This is a genomic window from Sorangium sp. So ce448, assembly GCF_051520915.1.
GTDB classification, from domain to species: domain Bacteria; phylum Myxococcota_A; class Polyangia; order Polyangiales; family Polyangiaceae; genus Sorangium; species Sorangium cellulosum_B.
Window position 1 is genome coordinate 12813728 of record NZ_CP150343.1, and the last position, 17573, is coordinate 12831300.

Consider the following 17573-nt stretch of genomic DNA (forward strand, 5'->3'; position numbering starts at 1 on the left):
TACCGAACTTCGACGCCACGGCGCGACAAAGAGTTCGTGCCGCGACGGCGCGGTGAGCTCGATCCGCGACGAAGCCAGGCGCGCCAGGACACGTGTCGGTGTCCTTCGGCTGTTCGTCCGCTTGTCGGTGTTCTGTCGCCGAGCTGCTCGGCGCCTGTCTACGCGTCCCTGAGATCGCTCTGGACGTTCGCTGCTGGCATGGACGGCTCGCCCGATGCGTCCGCCTGTGCGTTCGTTGCGGTCGTGGGCGGCTCGTACGGCGGAGCCGCGGGCGGCTCGTGCGGCGCGGCCGCGGGCGGCTCGGCGGGCGTCGCCGGCGGCGGTGGCCGCATGGACGACGGCGCGCCCACGAGTTCGCGCGTCCGGTCGAAGAACGCGCGCAGCAGCGTGAGGCTCGGCTTGCGCTTGCCCGCCGCGATCGCGAGCACCTCCTCGCGGATCGCGACGTTGATCGGCGTCGCGATGCCGAGCGCCGCGCCGCGCTCGACGACCTCGCCGTTCAGGAAGTCGACAGCCGGCGGGCGGCCTCGCTCGATGGCGGCGAGCATCGAGGAGCGCATGCGGCGGAAGCGCGCGCCCACCGCGAGGAGCAGCGCGTGCTTCGCGAAGAGCCCCGGCGAGCCCACGGCGGTGCGCTCGGCGTCCGTGAGCGCGATCCAGTCGAGGTCGAGCGTCCCTGCGACCTTCTCGAGGCGCACGCCGAGCGTGCGCGAGACCTGCACGGTCTCGGTCATGATCTCCAGCGCGAGGCGGCGGACGAAGCGGTGCCTGAGCAGCACGCCCAGGCGATCGCCGCCGACGGTGCCGAGCGACGAGATGGCGCAGTTGATGGCGAGCTTCGACCAGCGCGCGCCGGCGAGGTTGTCCGTCACGGTCGTCGGCCCGATCGCCTCGAGGATGCGCGCGAGCTCGTCGAGGCGCGGGTCGCTCGCCCCGTCGAGCCGCCCGAGGACGAAGCCGCCGCTCGAGGTGCGGTCGTAGACGCCGGGCTCCACCATCGAGGCGCCCCACGCGACGATCCCCCCGAAGGTGCGCTCCGGGCCGGCGATGCGCGCGATGCGCTCCTCGCAGAGGCCGTTCTGGAGGCAGATCATGGCGCCCGTCGGGGCGAGGTGCGCGACCGCGTTCCGCGCGGCCTCCTCGACCTGCGGCGGCTGCGTCGCCAGGAGGATGTAGTCGAAGGGTCGGGTGTCCGGGCCGAGCTCCCGCACCGCGCGGCCCCCGACCGTTCCAGGGCTCGTCTCGCCGCGCACCCGGAAGCCGCCGGCGTTGATGGCGTCCGCGATGAGCGGGTTCGTCGTGAAGGCAGTGACGTCGTGGCCCTGCTCGAACAGGTACGCGGCGACGATGCCGCCGATCCCGCCGCAGCCGACGACGAGCAGCCGGGGGGCGGAGGAAGCGGGGGCCACGGAGGCACCCGGGGCAAGCTCGGCAGGTGAATCGATGAAGCTCATGAAAGATCCATTACCACCGCTGCCGCGCGGGCTCGACGGGCTCGAGGGGAGCGGCACAAGGGGGCAGGGGTGTCGGAAGCCACGGCGGCTTCCGCAGCGCGTCATGGGGGAGGCGCGGGTGATGCGGCGGTGGCTCGAGGGGCGGCTCGCATGGGCGTTACGGCCCCACGTCCCCAGCTGTCTCGAAGGCCGAGAGCCGTCGCCGGAAGCTCTGGATGTGTCCCGTGCGCGCGCAACGCGCCCGCAGCGCGTCGAAGTACGACGGCTCGATCACCACGCCTGGGCGCTGCTTCGTGTAGCGATGGCTGCGCTCGATGAGCATGGCCTTGAGATACGCCAGGTGGAAGCTGGCGCGGGTGACGTAGCCCGGATAGGTCCCCATCCGCTCGGGATCGTCCGTGCTCACGTCGTGGAAGCGCTTGAAATCGACGAGCTGGGGTGACTGTGGGCCGGCGCGGAGGAAGCCGTCGTGCCCCAGAAACCAGGTCTCGATGCAGCAATGCTGGATGATGATGCGGATCTCGAGGGAGGGATTGGTCCTCGCCATGCGGGTGCCCTGGAGCTCGGCCTGCACGGCGCGGTGGACCTCGGCGTAGCGAGCCTCGTACGTGTCCTCGTCCGAGTCGATACAGATCCAGAATTCCTGCACGCGACCGGCGTTGGTCTCGATGTCCTGGAGGAGGCCGGCGATCCTGCGATAAACCGAGGGATAGCCCTTGCCGCTCACGAGGACGTAGCCGTCGGCGATAAGGTCGGCCACGTTGGGCACGCGACGCAGCGCGGGGAGCCGGTGTCGGAGCCATGCCTCGTAGACCCTCGGCTCGGTCTCGGCACCCTCCACGAGGAGGACGAGGTTCATCCCTGGACCCCGTGCTCGTACTCCGGCAGGTTGATGAGGCGCGTGAAGCGGTCGAGGTGCGAGCGCTCCTCTGCCATCGCCGGGATTTTCTCGGCGTCGAGGACCCGCACGCGACTGCCCTTCCGGGTGACGATCTTCCAGTGGCTCGGCGGGATTTGCTCGATGATGTAGGGGTGGTGGCTGGTCAGGACGAGCTGGAGGTACGGCGCCCGGCTCAGCAGGAAGCGCGTCACTGCGGGCAGGCAGTTGACGCCAAGGCTCGACTCCAGCTCGTCGATGAGCACCACCGTACCAGGCGGAGCGAACGAGAGGTGGATAAGGAAGGAGAGGTAACGCTGCATGCCAGAGGACATGTCGTAAAAGAAGATCCAGCTATCGACGCCCGACTCGGCTGCCGTGAGCGCGAGGTTGTAGCTACCCCCTAACTCCTTGCTCGCCTCGGAGCCCAAAGGGTAGTAGCGCTGGACCTTGAGCTTCTCGACCGTGGGAAACGCTTCGCTGAACGCCTCCTCTATCTCGGCGAACGCCTCTGGAAACACCTCCTGGAGAAGCTCGGCCTTGTGGTGCAGCGGCAGCGTGAAGTCCGCGCCAAGATCTGCCGCGGATTGGTAGTTGCCCCGCCGCTTGTCGAAGTGAGTCTCCGTCGTAAATCCATGGCTCGGCAACGTTTCGAGCGCTGATCGAGGAATACAGCGCGAAAAGGCCTTGTAAAGCGGAGCCATCTGCGGGTCTTCCTTGAGGACGGCAATTGCGCTCTGCGCCCGGTCCAGCTTGGGGAGTGCATGGCCATTCAGAAGGAAGCGCTCAGGCGAGCGTTCCACGATGGCCCGGTCTCCCTGGAAGATGCGCTCGGTTCGGAGGAGGGGTGGCTCCTCGGCGTGCAGCGCGCCGTGCTCTTCTGCCCCTCGCCCGACGCGCGGCTCCAGATCGGCTTCCCAGCGGTACGTGAGCCCTTCGTGCTCGAAGCCGATCGCGAAGCTGGCCCCGCGGACTGCATCGATCAGCTCATCCTCTTCCTTCTCTCCGAGCGCCACGGCGCGGACCTGCTCGATCGCCCGGACAATCCGCGTCTTGCCCGCCCCGGACACGCCGACCAGCAGGTTGAACGCATCGAGCACCATCGGCTCGAGCGTCCAGCCACGCCCAGCGCTCTGAAACTCGAAGGTCAGGATCCTCATACGGCGGCCAGTCTACGCGCCTGCCCCATTCCGGCTAGCCCTGCCGGCTCGACCGCAGCGCCTCCCCTCGCGGTCCCCCTCAATCCGCCGGCGCCAGCACCTCGATCGCCTTCGGCTCCAGCGTGACCTTGATCGGCAGCTTCCCCAGCGGCTCGCCGTCCACGTCGAGGAAGAACGACTGCTCGACGTCGCGGTTCAGGAGCGTGAGCTCGATGCTATCGCACTGGAAGTGGCGCACGTCCGGGTGGCGGATGTGCGAGCCCGTGTACATGCCGGTCGACACGGCCGCGAAGCGGAGGTGGGGCGCGGCGCCCAGGTCGATGACGTCGAACACGCCGTCGTCGAGCTTCGCCATCGGCGCGAGCTGCATGCCCGCGCCGAAGAAGCGGCCGTTGCAGATGCCCACCATGCGCGTCGAGATCTCCTCCTCGCGGCGCTCCCCGCGCAGCGTCGTCACGCAGCGCACCCGGCCGACGCGGCTGCGGACGAGGCCCCGGAGCGAGGCGAGCGAGTAGGCGAGCGTGTTGCCGAGCACCCGCGACGACTCGTTGACCAGCGAGACCACGACGCCGCTCATGCCCGCGGAGAGGACGTTGACGAAGAACGCGTCGGCCCGCTGGCCGTCGCGCGTCTCGTACGAGAGGCGGCCCACGTCGAGCCGGCGCGTGTGGCCGCTCGCGATCGCGGTGCAAAAGCTGTCGAGCCGGCGGGTGAGCTTCAGCGTCTTGCAGAGATCGCTGCCGGTGCCCGCGCCGATGATCCCGAGCCGCGTGCCGGCGGCGCCCCGGTCCCTCGCCTGCATGAGGCCGTTCACCACCTCGCTGATGCTGCCGTCCCCGCCGACCGCCACGACCGTCTCGCGCCCGCCGAGCGCGGCCTCGCGCGCGAGATCGACGGCGTGGCGCGGGCGATCCGTGCGCACGATGTCGACGTCGCCGAGGATGCGGCGGATGGGCGTCAGCATCTCGTCGAAGAGCCTGCCCGTCTTTCCGCCGCTGGACCGGGGGTTCACGATGAGGAGGGGGCGCATGCGGGCACCGATGCTAGATGCCGCAGGCCGCCCAGGGCGAGGTGTTTTTGTCGCGAGCCCCGCGGGCCGACGCCCCGGCGCGCTCGGCGGCGGTCACTGCTTCGTGCAGCCGCAGCCGCAGTCGTCGGCGAAGTAGCTCCAGCCGGGCTCGCACACGAAGCGGATCCGTGCGCACTCGTCATGGCTCTGCCCGACGTACTTGAGCATCGGGCTGTCGGTCCCGCAGCCTGGCGGGCTGCTCGCGCCCGGCGCGCCGCCGGCGCCGGTCGGCTCGCCCTCCGGGCCCCGCACGCTCCCCGTCTCCGCGCCCTTCGCGCTGTCGGCCGGCGGAGCTGCCACGGGCGCGCCGCTCGGGGCGCCGCGGCAACCCACGGCGAGCGAGCCGAGCAGCACGAGCAGCAATGGCGAGGAGGAGAGGTGTCGAGTTGGCATGAAGGTGGCTCCGGTGGCAAAGACAGGCCCGCTCCGCGGGGCCAGGCGGTGAAGGCGCGTCGCTTACGCCCTCCCTCGATGGAGCTCCGACCGGCGCGAGCCGACGGGGTGGGGGAGCGCGGCGTCGTTGCCCGAGCTCTCGTCGCGTGGTCCTCGCTCGCCGCGCGCGGCGCCGGCCGGTAGCGCGGCGCCCTGGGCCTCCTCCTTCGCGGTCTTGGGCAGGTCCGCCCCCGTATCGCTGGCGTCCTTGGCGCCCGCGCGCTTCCCCTCGGGCGAGCGGTGCTCGATGATGGCGTTGATCTCGGCCCCGAGCAGCACCGCCAGCGAGGAGATCCACATCCAGAGGAGGAGGATGATGACGCCGCCCAGCGCGCCGTAGCTCACCTCGTAGCTGCCGAAGCGGCTGACGTAAAAGGAGAAGCCGAGCGACGCGATGACCCAGATCACGACCGCCACGACCGACCCCGGGGTGATGAACTTGAACTTCTGCTCTACGTCGGGGAGCAAGTAATAGAGGGTTGCCAGGACCGCCATCACGATGAGCGCCGACACCGGCATGCGCAGCCAGAGGACAGGCGTCGCGAAGGGGCCGAGGTGCGCGGCGAGCGCCGGCGTGGCGACCGCGATCGCCGAGGCGACCGTCAGCAGGACGGCGCCGCCGATCGTGACCAGCAGGGCGATGCCGCGGCGCTTGAGGTACGACCGGCTGTCCTCGACGCCGTAGGCGGAGTTGAGCGCGTCCATCAGCGCGGTGACGCCTCCCGAGGCGGCCCAGACCGCGCCGAGGGCGCCGACGGTCAGGAGCGCCGGGCTCTGGCCCCCAGTGAGCGCCTGAAGGCGCTCGCCCAGGATGGTGGCCACGGCGGGCGGGGCCACCTGGTACAATTCGCCCATCAGCTGCGCGGACTCGGCAGGATCGATGACCAGGCCGGCGAGGGCGACAGCGAAGAGCAGGAACGGGAAGATCGCGAGGACACCGAAGAACGCCAGCGACGCAGCGACGGTGTCGATCTTGTCCTTGATACATTCCTGCTTGATGTCGTTCAGGAAATCCTTCCAGGGGATCTCTCTTCCGGGCAGGTGCATGATGGACCTTCCGTGGGGCGCATGGAGCGCTGCTGGGTTCTTCCTGGGGCGGCTGGCGCTGGAGGCGCTGTACGCTGTCATGAAAAGCAACGCGGGTGCCAGGCCTGCGGCTGCAGCTCCCCGGACAGGTCGGCGATTTTCTCGCGCGGGCCCCCGGCCGAGCGCAGAGGCGGCTCGATCCTCGCGTGTGGCGCGAATTGCCCCACACGGCAGAACGGCCACGGCGCGAGCGCCCGAGGCCACCTGGCCGGGCGCTCGCGCCGGGACCTCCGGCGCCGCCGGCGTGGGCGCCCCGCCGCCAGCGGGGGGGCGCTCCGCCCCGCGCGGCCGGGCGCTCCGCCGGCGGCCTGCCTGCGCCGCGAGCTAGCTCATCGCCTTGCCGATGAACTCGTGCAGCTCCGGATCATTCCCGTGTTGCGTCCTCACCGAGGGATCCTCCCGGTACATCGTGTTGAGCGCCCTCTCGATACCGGGGTTCTTCCCCGTGAACGCGTCGATGAGCTCCCGCATGCGCTTCACGATCTGCTGCACCGGCTCGCTCTTCGGGTCTTCGCCCTTCTGCATCTGCGCCCGCATGTCGTCGTAGATCTGCTTCCACGCCGACTCGGCCTCACGCATCTTCTCGGGGCCCATCGCCTCTGCGCGCTGCTTGAGCTCCTCGAGCTGCTCTGGGGTGTAATATTTCTCGCTCATGGTCATCACCTCGATGGTTTGAAGGAGCTGCTCCACAGAGACGTCCTCTCCCGACCGCAGGACGTGGGCCAGGCCCTCGAGCCGCGCGCAGAGCCGCTGCTCCAGCGCGATCTGCTCGCGCAGCCGCGACAGGTGGAGCTCGATGGTCTGGAGCGGAGAGAACCCCGGCTGGTCCAGGCACGCGGCGATCTGCTCCAGGTTGAAGCCGAGCTCGCGCAACGACTTGATCTGCTGGAGCCGGGCGACGTCGCCCGCCGAGTACATCCGGTGCCCCGACGCGGTGCGATGCGACGGGACGAGCAGGCCGATCTCCTCGTAATAGTGGAGCGTGCGGACGGAGAGGCCGGTCTGCCGGGCGAGATCGCCGACTTTCAACGGTGCTGAACGCATGGCGCTACCCCTGTTTCCAGGGCGGGTGAGGACGTCCATGCCCCGGAGGCTAGGTCCTCACGTAGCGTGAGGATCAAGGGCCCGCCTTCACTTTTTTCGCTCGACCGGGGCGCCGCGCGGAGCGCCCCGGGTGGGACAGACCTCTCCCTCGCCCCGCGCAGCGTCACCGCATGCGGAGCGTGTATCTCTCGACCGACCTGTACTGAGGTGGCCAGTCGATGTCGAAGCCCTGCTCCGCGGCGGCGTGCCGGGTCCAGTACGGGTCGTAGAGGTGCGCCCGCGCGAGCGCGCACAGGTCGGCTCTCCCGGCCGCGACGATGCTGTTCACGTCCGCGTAGCTCTGGATGTTGCCCACCGTGATCGTCGGCACGCTGGCTTCCAGCCGCACGAGCTCCGAGAGCGGCGTCTGGAACAGCCTGCCATGCTCGGGTTTGCTGGACGGGTCCGTCTGTCCTGCCGAGACGTGGATGATGTCGGCGCCGTGCTCGCGCAGCATCGTCGAGAGGGCGATCAGATCGTCCGTCGTGAGCCCGCCAGGCGCCCAGTCGGTGGCGGAGATGCGCACGCTCATGGGCTTCTCCGCCGGCCACGCGGCCCGCACCGCGTCGAACACCTCCAGCGGGTAGCGCATCCGGCTCTCGATAGGACCGCCGTACGCGTCGTCGCGCCTGTTCGTGAGCGGCGAGATGAAGCTCGCGAGCAGGTAGCCGTGCGCGCAGTGGAGCTCGATCAGGTCGAACCCGGCCTCGTCCGCCCGCCTCGCCGCCTGCACGAAGTCCGAGGTCACCTGGTCCATGTCCCCGCGATCCATCGCCTTGGGGACCTGGCTCTCCGCCAGGTACGGGATGGCGGAGGCGCTGAGCAGCGGCCAGGCGCCCCGTTCGAGCGGCACATCCATGCCCTCCCAGAGCAGCTTCGTCGCGCCCTTGCGCCCGGCGTGGGCCAGCTGGACGCCGATCTTGGCCCGGGAGCGCGCGTGGACGAAGTCGACGACGCGCCGCCACCCCTCGACGTGGTCGGGGCGATAGAGCCCCGCGCAGCCCGGCGTGATGCGCGCTTCCGCGCTGACGTCGGTCATCTCCGTGATGACGAGCCCCGCGCCTCCGAGCGCCCGGCTGCCGAGGTGGACGAGGTGCCAGTCGTCGATCTGCCCGTCCTCGGCCGAGTACTGGCACATGGGCGACACGACGACCCGGTTCTCCAGCACGAGCGATCGCAGCCGGAACGGCGTGAACATCGGCGGCGGCGGCGCCCCATCCCCGGCGAGGAGGCGCGCCCCCGCCTGCGCTTCCGCCTTGTGCGCCACGTGCGCGTCGATCTCGCGCACGAACGCCGGGTCGCGCGCCTTCAGGCCCTCGTGCGTCACCCGCAGGCTCCGCGTCAGCAGGCTGAACATGAACTCCACCGGGTCGAGCGCCATGTAGCGCTCGGTGTTCTCGAACCACAGCAGGCTCACCTGCGCGGCCCGCTGGAGCGCGAGCACCTTGGGCTTGCGCTCCGCCTCGTAGGCGGCGAGCGCCTCGGGCACGCCCCGGTGCCGCTGGAGGCTGTCGACGAGCGCGATCGCGTCCTCGAGCGCGAGCTTCGTCCCCGAGCCGATCGAGAAGTGCGCCGTGTGCGCGGCGTCCCCGAGCAGCACCACGTTGCCCGCGCTCCAGCGCTCGTTGTGCACCGTGGGGAAGCTCCGCCAGACGCTCCGGTTCTTCAGCAGCCGGTGTCCCTGGAGCTTCTCGGCGAAGAGCTCCTCGAAGTACGCGATCGTCTCGTCCTCGCCGGCGCGATCGAGGCCCGCGCGCCGGAAGGTCTCCTCCCGGCACTCCACGATGAAGGTCGAGCGCTCCGGCTCGTAGCGGTACGCGTGGACCCGGAAGAGGCCGTGGCGGTTCTCCTCGAAGTAGAAGGTGAAGGCGTCGAACGGGAACGTCGTGCCGAGCCACACGAACCGGTTCGGGCGGACGTCGATGCGCGGCCCGAACCGGTCGGCGAACCGCTCGCGGATCTGGCTGTTCACCCCGTCGGCCGCGACGACCAGATCGCTCTCGGCGACGGCCTCCGCCGGGTCCGTCACCTCTTCCTCGAAGCGCAGGACGACGCCGAGCTCCCGCGCCCGGTCCCCCAGGATCGCGAGCAGCTTCCGGCGCGAGAGGCCGCTGAACCCGTGCCCCCTCGACACGAGGACGCGCCCGCCGAAGTGCGCGTGGAGCTCGTCCCAGTGGGCGAGGCTGCTCCGGATCGCGTCGTAGCTCGGGCGATCCGCGTCGGCGAGGCCGTCGAGCGTCGCGTCCGAGAACACGACCCCGAAGCCGAAGGTGTCATCGGGCCGATTCCGCTCCACCACGACGACCTCGCGCCGGGGGTCTGCCTGCTTCGCCAGGAGGGCGAAATAGAGGCCCGCCGGCCCGCCGCCCACGCATGTGATCCTCAACGCCCTGCTCCTCTGCTCTCGCGTCTGCGCCCGCGCCGGAGCCTACACGAGAACGCCGAGGTCAGCGCCGCTCCGGTGGAAATCAAAGGTGGACAGGAGCGAAGAACGGGATTCCCGGGACGCGCACGAGCTGGTTCGCATCATCGCGCGATCGAGCGCGGCAGTCCGCGCCGTCACCCCGGTTCGCGCAGGCAGCCGGCGATGCGGTCGTCAAAGACGATCACCACACCCGATCTGGAAAATTCGAGGGAATGCTGCTTCCGCTCTGAATGCCTCTGCATGAGCGCCTCCGGGCGACCGACGAAGGGGTTGGTCGGCAAGCGGAAGTAGGGTAAGCCTGGATCAGAAGAGCGATCGCCGGGAATATAGACCGAGCCCCGAGGTGACGCCGGGGCGCACGTACCGCTCTGCTTCAAATATTCTCCTTAGCCACGATGCGGCTTATCGCCGGGGCGCGCCTCGGCATGGGCCAGGTGAATTCCACCCGAACGGCTGGTCACTCCATGAGCAAGACAGCGCCGCCCGACACCGAGCGATCGGTACTGTTTCTCCGCCGTTCCATCGCGGCGGGCATGTTCGCGATGGGGCTCGTCGGCCTGACGGCGGCTGCCTGCACCGGGCAGCTCGGCGATGGGAGCCCGGGCAGCTCGGGCAGCTCCAACGACGACAGGCCCATCGATCCGGCCACCGGGAAGCCGGCCGCGTACGACTGCAGAGAGGCCCGAACGAGCCCCGGCGTGCTGCGCCGTCTGTCCAGGGTCGAGGTCCAGCTGACCCTTCAGGACCTGTTCCAGCTCGACGAGCCGCCCGCCGTGGACAGCATCCCCGAGGACACCGGCCAGGGCGGCTTCCGGACGATCGCCGCCCTCCAGAACGTGTCGGATCAGCACCTGCGCGCCTACCTGGCGATCGCGGAGACGCTCGGGCAGGAGCTCATGGCGGACGAGGCGCGCCGGACAGCGGTGCTCGGCTGCGAGCCGGAGGCCGACGATTGCCTCGATCGCTTCGTACAGCGCTTCGGCAAGCTGGCGTATCGAAGGCCGCTCTCCTCCGAGGAGGCGAGCGATCTGGTCGCGCGGGCGAGCGAGGTCGCGCGGGACAGGGAGGACGCGTTCCGCTTCGTCATCGAGGCGCTGCTGACCTCGCCCAGCTTCCTGTTCAGGATCGAGGTCGGCTCGGCCGGCTCGGAGACGTCGACCTTGACGCCGCTCGAGCTCGCGTCGCGGCTGTCGTTCACGCTGTGGGGCCGGTCCCCGAGCGCAGCGCTGCTCGAGCGGGCCGAGTCCGGCGAGCTCGACAGCGACGAGGGCCTCCGCGCTGTCGCGGAGGAGATGGTCGAAGACGAGCGGACGCAGGTCTTCTTCAACGCCTTCTTCAAGCAGTGGCTGACCTTCGAGCAGCTCCGCGCGCCGGTCAACCCGGACGCGTCGTTCACGCCCGCCCTGCTCGAGGACATGATCGCCGAGAGCGAGCTCGTCCTCGGGGAGCACGCGTTCACCCCAGACATCGACTTCTTCGACGCGCTCACCGCGAACCACACGTATGTCACCCCCGCGCTCGGCAAGTTCTACGGCCTCGAGGTGCCGGGGGACGGCGTGAGCCGCGTCGAGTTCCCTGCCGGCCACCACCGGGCGAACACCGGGCTGCTCACGCACGCGAGCCTCATCAGCGCCAAGAACGACGGTGATCTCATCGCCGTGCGCGGCCAGTGGCTCCGGGCGGCCTTCCTCTGCGAGAAGATCTCGATCCCCGCGGGGCTCCTCGAGCAGCTGGAGAGCGAGCTCTCCGGCCTGACCTATCTCGAGGTGCTCCAGAAGCGCAACACCCAGGAAGGGTGCGCCGGCTGCCATGCGCTCATCGATCCTATCGGCGTCGGCTTTGCCCAGTACGACAAGCTGGGGAAGTACGATGGGAGCATCGGTATCGACGAGTTCGGGCTGGAGCCGCGCCTGGAGGGCGCGGCCAACGAGTCGTTCGACTCGCTCGCTGCCCTGGCGGCGGAGCTGCGGCGGAGCCCAGATCTGGCCGCCTGCGTCGCGGAGAAGCTGTTCATCTACACCCAGGGGCGCGAGCCGGCGGCCGAGGACCGCTGCGCGATCGACGCCTCCGCGGGCAGCTTCACGCAGGACGGCAACCGGTTCCGCTCCTTCCTGACCGCCATCGTGCGCTCGCCGGAGTTCCGGCTGCGGAGGGCGCCAGAGTGATGTGCTCGCACACGGTTCGACCGACGGAAGAGGAGTGTCGCCAGTGAAGATCTCGAGAAGAGCTCTGCTCCGCGGGGCGGGTGTCGCGGTCGCCCTGCCGTTCCTCGACGTGATGCGGCCCCAGCGCGCCAGCGCCGCGCCGGCGGATCCGAAGCGCTTCGTGGCGTTCTTCGTCCCGAACGGCACGGATCCCGGGGCGTGGCACCCGAAGACGGAGGGGCCGCTCTCGGCGGAGGGGCTGCCTCCGTGCCTCGTCGACACGAACGGCTTCGATGCCGAGCGCGAGTGGCCGGCGGGAGACGCGATCTGGCGCGACGTCACCCTGGTGTCCGGCGTCGACCACCAGCGGATCTGCTCCGACATCCACAGCCCGGCCATGGCGCTGTGCGCCCACACCGACGGCGGCGGGACAGCCGTCCCGCGCAAGGCCACGCTCGACCAGTACCTCGCCAACCACATCGCGGCCGAGACCCCGTTCCGCAACCTCAACCTGTCTCCCACGGGCGACACGGCGGTCACGCAGGGCTTCATCTCGTTCAGGGACGGCGGTCAGGTCGAGGACGCCTTCCGCGATCCGGCGAAGGTGTTCGACACGCTCTTCAGCAACCTGGGCAATCCCAGCGAGGAGATGGACGACATCCGGCGCCGCCGCGCCAGCGTCCTCGACTGGGTGCGAGAGGACGCGAGGCGCCTGAACCTGCGCCTCGGCGCGGCGGACCGGGCGCGCGTCGAGCAGCACCTCGAGTCGGTGTTCGAGCTGGAGAAGCAGATCCAGTCCACGACGCCGTCGGGCTGCACCGTCCCCGGCGCGCCCACGAAGGGGCAGAGCTTGCACGGCAAGTTCAAGCAGATGATCGATCTCGGGCTCCTCGCCCTCACCTGCGACCTGACGCGGGTGCTCGTCCTGCAGTACTCGAACAGCTGGGGCCTCGACTTCGCCGGGTACGATCTGCCCGACGGCGTGGGGGACTGGAGCGATCACTTCATCTCGCACAAGCTCGGCGATCGCGACCGCGCGACCGATCTCGACGGGCTGCCGCAGGCGGAGGCGATGCGCATCGCGAACGCCCGCGTCGTCCAGACCTCGCGGTTCAAGGTGCGCCGCTTCGCCTACCTGCTCAACGCGATGAAGGCCGCCCAGACGGCGACAGGCACCCTGCTCGACGAGTCGCTCGTGCTCTACACGTCAGAGAACGGCGACGGGGACTCCCACGGTCGGACCAACATGCCCATCATGCTCGCCGGCCACGTTGGGGGGTTCCAGACAGGCCGCGCCATCAAGGCCAGCAAGCCCCCGACCGGCGCGCTCCATTGCTCCATCATCAACTACTTCGGGGTCGAGCTGTCGGAGTACGGCGACCCGGCGGGCGGGCCGATCGCCGGCCTGTGAGCCTCGCGCGCCGCGAGGCCTGCGCGTGACACCTACCAGCGCTCGACCTTCGATGGGCCCGCCTGCCCGCGGCTGCTGAGCAGCTCGCTCGCCGCGGTCGGGCAGGGGACGTGCATCCAGCCCGGGCAGTGGGACGACGTGCGGGCATGAGCGGCACAGCTCTCCGCGCGCGAGCGGCGGACGCGCCGTGCGCTCAGGCCGCCCGCGTCCGCCGGATGTGAGCGACGTGGATGCCAGAGAAGGGGGTGAGGCATGGAATCGCTGGGACGGTATTGGTGGTTGCTGGCCCTGAGGGGCGTGGTCGGGATCCTCTTCGGGATCTTGTTCTTCGTGTGGCCGATCCCATCGCTCGCCACGCTCGTGCTGCTGTTCGGCGTGTGGGCGTTGTTCGACGGCTGCGCCGCGTTCGCGTCCGCGATCAGCGGCCGCGGCGGCGTGTATTCCGTGGTCGAGGGCATCTTCGGCGTCGGGATCGCGGTGCTGACGTTCTGGCGGCCCATGATCACAGCGCTCACGCTCTACGGCGTGGTCGCCGCGTGGGCCATCGTGATGGGCATCTTCAAGATCGTCAGCGCGGTGAAGCTCCGGCACGTGATCGCCAACGAGATCTGGCTCGGGCTGAGCGGCGCCGTCTTCGTGATCTTCGGCGTCATGATGGTGGCGCTCCCGGCGGCCGGCGTGCTGGCGCTCGTCTGGTTCATCGGAGCGTTCGCGATCGCCGAGGGGGCGATGCTCATCGGGCTCTCGCTGCGCCTGCGCCGCGTGCCGAGCGTGGTCGCGCCGCTGCACATGCGCTGACGCCCGGCGGGGCGCCATGGCGCGGAGCGCGCCCGTCAATCGATCTGCAGGTGGTAGTGCGCGGGCGTCGTCTCCTCGAGCACCAGGACGCCCCCAACCTCCGCGGTGCTCTCGAGGAACGCGCGCTTTTCCTTGGGCGACATGGTCCTGTTGCGCACGTCGACGGCGCCTTTGCGCAGGTGCGCGGAGACGTAGATTCCCCGGTCGATCTGGTCCTGGATCACGGCCTCCATGGCGGCCACCACCTGCTCCGGCGGCTTGCGGGAGTTCGCCTGATAAGCCTTCTTGATCTCCTGGACCGCCGCCTTGTTGCGGTAGAGCTGGAGGAGGTCCTCGCCGAGCCTGAGCTTCGTGAACATCGCCCTGGCCTGGCGGTTCGCGTCGCGTGTCCCGCTCGTGATCACGAGGTGCTCGCGCGTGCGTCGCGCGTAGCCCTGGTCGATCTGCTCGACCTTGGCGGCGATCTTCGCCGGGAGCGTCACGCCCGGGAGCACCTCGTACGGCGGCGGGGCCCACGGCTCCGTGGGTACGGCCTTCCCGAGCGCCGTCAGGGGCGGCAGCTGCGCGCGCCGCTCCTCTTCCTCCGACGGCAGCTCGTCGCACTCGGGTCGGGTCGCCGGCGCGGCGGCGCGCGGCGCGGCGGCGCGCGGCGCGGCGCTCGCTGTCCCGGCGGCGCGCGGCGCGCTCGGGGCCCGCGGCGCGGCGCTCGCAGGCGCCGCGGGGGCGCTCGCGCCGGGCGGATCGAGGCCCGGCAGGCCGATGCTGGGCAGATCGATCGACTCGAGCCGCTCTCTACATCCAGCCGCGCAAAGCAGCGCCGCGGCGAGGGCGCGCAGGCGGCGCGGCGGCTCCAGGGAGCGTTCCTGTGCGGCTGCTCGGCGTGTCGGAGGCGTCGGCAAAGCCGGTCCAGCGTGCCATGGCGCGCGGCGTGGGCGAAAAAAACGGCGGCGCGCGACGTCGCGACGTCGCGAAGTCCACCGACTCGACGCGCGGGGCCCTGCATCGACTACACAGCTCCCCATGCCCCATGCTCCCCTGACCGGCCGTATCGCCCTCGTGACCGGCGCCGGCTCCCGCCTCGGCGCCGCGACGGCCCGCGCGCTCGCGGCCGCAGGCGCCGACCTGGCCGTCCACTACGCCACGAGCGCCGCCGGCGCGGAGCTCGTCGCCGACGAGGCGCGCTCCCTCGGCCGCCGCGCCGCCGCGTTTCAGGCGGACCTCCACGACCGGGGGGCGCTCGCCGCGCTCGCCCGCGCGGTGCTCGACTGGTCGTCTGGCCGGCTCGACGTGCTGGTCCACAACGCGGCGAACTTCGACCGGGTCCCGCCGGCCGAGCTCTCCGCCGACGCGTGGGATCACGCCATGGCGCTCAACGCGACCGCGCCGTACCTGCTCACGCTCGAGCTCGCCCCGGCGCTCCGCGCCTGCCGTGGCAGCGTCGTCGCGATGGTGTGCGTGAGCGCCGAGCGCCCCTGGAGAAATTACATCCCGTACTCCGTGTCGAAGGCCGCGCTCGCGCACCTGGTCCGCGGCCTCGCCGTGGGGCTGGCGCCGGAGGTGCGCGTGAACGGCGTCTCACCCGGGACGGTGCTGCCGCCGTCCTCCTACGACGAGGCCACGCTCGCTCGCCTCCGCGAGCGCATCCCGCTCCAGCGCATCGGCGAGGCGGAAGACGTCGCCCGCGCCGTTGTGTTCCTTGCCGAAAACGACTTCATCACCGGCCAGATCCTCGCGGTCGACGGCGGCGTCTCGGTCGCGTGACGCGCCGCCTTCTCGCCCGGGTCGATCCGCCCCAGCGTGAACGGGCGCGCGCTTTGGCTTGAACGACCTCACCTGATCGACCCATAGTTCGAGCCTCATGAGCCACACGCCCGAGACCAGCGCCGCCCCCCTCCAGGCAGATCCTGCCCACAGCGCGCCCGCCGGCGGCGCCCCGGCCGAGGCGCCCGCGGCTGCGGCTCCCGGCGCGGAGGCCAAGCCGGCGAGCCACGACTCGTCGCTGCCGGAGGCGCTTGTCGCGTTCATGCTGGAGCGCTGGACGCCGGCGTCCAGCGAGCTCCCGCAGGCGATCGCGCACGCGGAGGTGTTCGCTGCCCGCCGCCGCGCCCTGTCGAAGCTCTTCCCGGCGGAGACGCTCATCATCCCCACCGGGCACGAGAAGGTGCGCGCCAACGACACGCACTACCGCTTTCGCCCAGGCTCGGACTTCTTTTACCTGACGGGCAACCTCGAGCCTGACTGCGTGCTCGTGCTGCAGCCGCAGGAGGGGGGCGGGCACCGGGACATCCTCTTCGTCGAGCCGAACCCCGGGCGCAGCGACAAGACGTTCTTCACCGATCGCGCCAAGGGCGAGCTCTGGGTCGGCCCCCGCCTCGGCGTCGAGCAGAGCCGCGCGCACTTCGGCGTCGACGAGTGCCGCGGGCTCCCCGAGCTGGACGCGTACCTGAGCGGCCTCGTCGGCACGGTGACGCGCCCCCACCGCGTGCTCCGCGGCATGTCCGAGCGCGTCGACAAGCTCCTCGCCCGGCACGATCGCGACAAGCAGCTCGGCGAGGCGCTCTCGGAGATGCGCCTCCTCAAGGACGACCTCGAGGTGCAGGAGCTCGAGGCGGTGGTCGCGTCGACGAAGCGGGGCTTCGAGGACGTCATCCGCGCGCTCCCCCGCGCGCGGAGCGAGCGAGAGGTGGAGGGCACGTTCAACCTGCGCGCCCGGGTCGAGGGCAACGACGTCGGTTACGGGACCATCGCCGCGTCGGGCCACCACGCGTGTATCCTGCACTGGACGAGGAACGACGGCGCGCTGGAGCCGGGCAAGCTCCTCCTGGTCGACGCCGGCGTCGAGGGCAACGCGCTCTACACGGCCGACATCACCCGGACCCTGCCGATCAACGGGAAGTTCTCCAGGGAGCAGCGCGAGATCTACGAGCTCGTGCTCGAGGCGCAGGAGGCGGCGATCCGCGAGGTGAAGCCGGGCAACGACTTCATGGAGCCGAACCGGGCGGCGATGCGGGTGCTCGCCCGGGGGCTCGAGCGGCTCGGCATCCTCCACGTCTCCGCCGAGGAGGCGCTCAAGGAAGATAGGCAGCTCTACCGGCGGTATTCGCTCCACAACGTGAGCCACATGCTGGGCCTCGACGTGCACGACTGCGCGCAGGCGCGGCAGCAGGTCTACAAGTTCGGCAAGCTCAAGGCGGGCATGGTGCTCACGGTCGAGCCGGGGCTTTATTTCCAGCTCGATGACGAGACCGTCCCGGCCAGGTACCGCGGGATCGGGGTGCGCATCGAGGACGATATCCTCGTCACGGAGACGGGGTATCAGAACCTGTCGAGCGATATCCCGAGGTCCGTGAGCGACGTGGAAGCGTGGATGGCGGGACTCTGGGCCACGTCGAAGTGAGCTGAACGGCGGGCGGGGGGACGGTCCAGGCGAGCTAGGTGGAGGGAGCGCCCAGACGCGGGGGCCGCCGGTGGAGGGTGGAGCCGCGCGGGAGGGCGGCGGGGGTCCCCCCACAAACTCGCGCCTTTTGGGGGGCTACTGCCACACAGGAGGGTGGGGTGGGGCTGGGGGCGACTCGCTTCGATGCGGGCCGGCGCTCGGGTTTGTGGGGCCCACCCCCGCCGCCCTCCCGCGCGG

At 70.5% G+C, this 17573-nt stretch carries 14 protein-coding genes; 5 read left to right on the plus strand and 9 right to left on the minus strand.

Annotated elements, in window-relative coordinates; genetic code table 11:
• Window positions 1-158: 158 nt before the first annotated feature.
• The 8 genes from WMF45_RS48150 to WMF45_RS48185 form a co-directional block, all read right to left on the minus strand.
• On the minus strand, window positions 159-1454 hold the full coding sequence (locus WMF45_RS48150; RefSeq protein WP_437713797.1) for a ketopantoate reductase family protein: 1296 nt from the start codon (window positions 1452-1454) through the stop codon (window positions 159-161).
• Between the two features lie 157 nt (window positions 1455-1611).
• A complete protein-coding gene (locus WMF45_RS48155) occupies window positions 1612-2313 on the minus strand; it encodes a hypothetical protein (RefSeq protein WP_437713799.1) in 702 nt (233 codons plus the stop codon).
• The gene (locus WMF45_RS48160) at window positions 2310-3491 is read right to left on the minus strand and encodes an AAA family ATPase (protein ID WP_437713800.1); all 1182 of its coding nucleotides are present in this window, start codon (window positions 3489-3491) and stop codon (window positions 2310-2312) included. Before WMF45_RS48160 ends, WMF45_RS48155 begins: the two co-directional genes overlap by 4 nt.
• 79 nt (window positions 3492-3570) lie before the next feature.
• Complete coding sequence (locus WMF45_RS48165) at window positions 3571-4521, minus strand: diacylglycerol/lipid kinase family protein (protein WP_437713802.1); 951 nt, start codon at window positions 4519-4521, stop codon at window positions 3571-3573.
• 93 nt (window positions 4522-4614) lie between these two features.
• Window positions 4615-4953, minus strand: coding sequence for a hypothetical protein (locus WMF45_RS48170; RefSeq protein ID WP_437713804.1), 339 nt, complete (start codon window positions 4951-4953; stop codon window positions 4615-4617).
• Window positions 4954-5016: 63 nt separating this feature from the next.
• The gene (locus WMF45_RS48175) at window positions 5017-6039 is read right to left on the minus strand and encodes a YihY/virulence factor BrkB family protein (protein WP_437713806.1); all 1023 of its coding nucleotides are present in this window, start codon (window positions 6037-6039) and stop codon (window positions 5017-5019) included.
• A gap of 363 nt (window positions 6040-6402) precedes the next feature.
• Entirely contained in the window at window positions 6403-7122 is a 720-nt protein-coding gene (locus tag WMF45_RS48180) for a MerR family transcriptional regulator (RefSeq protein WP_437713808.1), read from the minus strand.
• Window positions 7123-7285: 163 nt separating this feature from the next.
• A complete protein-coding gene (locus WMF45_RS48185; protein ID WP_437713810.1) occupies window positions 7286-9547 on the minus strand; it encodes a bifunctional salicylyl-CoA 5-hydroxylase/oxidoreductase in 2262 nt (753 codons plus the stop codon).
• Between the two features lie 503 nt (window positions 9548-10050).
• On the opposite strand from WMF45_RS48185, the gene WMF45_RS48190 reads away from it, so the two are divergent.
• The 3 genes from WMF45_RS48190 (at window position 10051) to WMF45_RS48200 (ending at window position 13939) form a co-directional block, all read left to right on the plus strand.
• Complete coding sequence (locus WMF45_RS48190; protein ID WP_437713812.1) at window positions 10051-11751, plus strand: DUF1592 domain-containing protein; 1701 nt, start codon at window positions 10051-10053, stop codon at window positions 11749-11751.
• A 43-nt stretch (window positions 11752-11794) separates the two neighbouring features.
• The gene (locus WMF45_RS48195) at window positions 11795-13141 is read left to right on the plus strand and encodes a DUF1552 domain-containing protein (RefSeq protein ID WP_437713814.1); all 1347 of its coding nucleotides are present in this window, start codon (window positions 11795-11797) and stop codon (window positions 13139-13141) included.
• A 252-nt stretch (window positions 13142-13393) separates the two neighbouring features.
• Window positions 13394-13939 carry an HdeD family acid-resistance protein gene (locus WMF45_RS48200; RefSeq protein ID WP_437713816.1) on the plus strand — a complete coding sequence of 182 codons (546 nt, stop codon included), beginning with the start codon at window positions 13394-13396 and terminating at the stop codon, window positions 13937-13939.
• A 35-nt stretch (window positions 13940-13974) separates the two neighbouring features.
• On the opposite strand, the gene WMF45_RS48205 is transcribed toward WMF45_RS48200, so the two are convergent.
• A complete protein-coding gene (locus tag WMF45_RS48205; protein WP_437713818.1) occupies window positions 13975-14838 on the minus strand; it encodes a hypothetical protein in 864 nt (287 codons plus the stop codon).
• Between the two features lie 121 nt (window positions 14839-14959).
• Here WMF45_RS48205 and WMF45_RS48210 point away from each other — a divergent pair, with 121 nt between their 5' ends.
• Together WMF45_RS48210 and WMF45_RS48215 are read left to right on the plus strand one after the other, a co-directional pair.
• Complete coding sequence (locus WMF45_RS48210; RefSeq protein ID WP_437713819.1) at window positions 14960-15700, plus strand: SDR family oxidoreductase; 741 nt, start codon at window positions 14960-14962, stop codon at window positions 15698-15700.
• 97 nt (window positions 15701-15797) lie between these two features.
• A complete protein-coding gene (locus tag WMF45_RS48215; protein ID WP_437713821.1) occupies window positions 15798-17336 on the plus strand; it encodes an aminopeptidase P family protein in 1539 nt (512 codons plus the stop codon).
• The last annotated feature ends 237 nt before the right edge of the window (window positions 17337-17573 follow it).

Coding starts and splice junctions, on each gene's coding strand:
- WMF45_RS48150 (WP_437713797.1), bottom strand. CDS start 1,454: ATGAGCTTCATCGATTCACCTGCCGAGCTTGCCCCGGGTGCCTCCGTG.
- WMF45_RS48155 (WP_437713799.1), bottom strand. CDS start 2,313: ATGAACCTCGTCCTCCTCGTGGAGGGTGCCGAGACCGAGCCGAGGGTC.
- WMF45_RS48160 (WP_437713800.1), bottom strand. CDS start 3,491: ATGAGGATCCTGACCTTCGAGTTTCAGAGCGCTGGGCGTGGCTGGACG.
- WMF45_RS48165 (WP_437713802.1), bottom strand. CDS start 4,521: ATGCGCCCCCTCCTCATCGTGAACCCCCGGTCCAGCGGCGGAAAGACG.
- WMF45_RS48170 (WP_437713804.1), bottom strand. CDS start 4,953: ATGCCAACTCGACACCTCTCCTCCTCGCCATTGCTGCTCGTGCTGCTC.
- WMF45_RS48175 (WP_437713806.1), bottom strand. CDS start 6,039: ATGCACCTGCCCGGAAGAGAGATCCCCTGGAAGGATTTCCTGAACGAC.
- WMF45_RS48180 (WP_437713808.1), bottom strand. CDS start 7,122: ATGCGTTCAGCACCGTTGAAAGTCGGCGATCTCGCCCGGCAGACCGGC.
- WMF45_RS48190 (WP_437713812.1), top strand. CDS start 10,051: ATGAGCAAGACAGCGCCGCCCGACACCGAGCGATCGGTACTGTTTCTC.
- WMF45_RS48200 (WP_437713816.1), top strand. CDS start 13,394: ATGGAATCGCTGGGACGGTATTGGTGGTTGCTGGCCCTGAGGGGCGTG.
- WMF45_RS48210 (WP_437713819.1), top strand. CDS start 14,960: ATGCCCCATGCTCCCCTGACCGGCCGTATCGCCCTCGTGACCGGCGCC.
- WMF45_RS48215 (WP_437713821.1), top strand. CDS start 15,798: ATGAGCCACACGCCCGAGACCAGCGCCGCCCCCCTCCAGGCAGATCCT.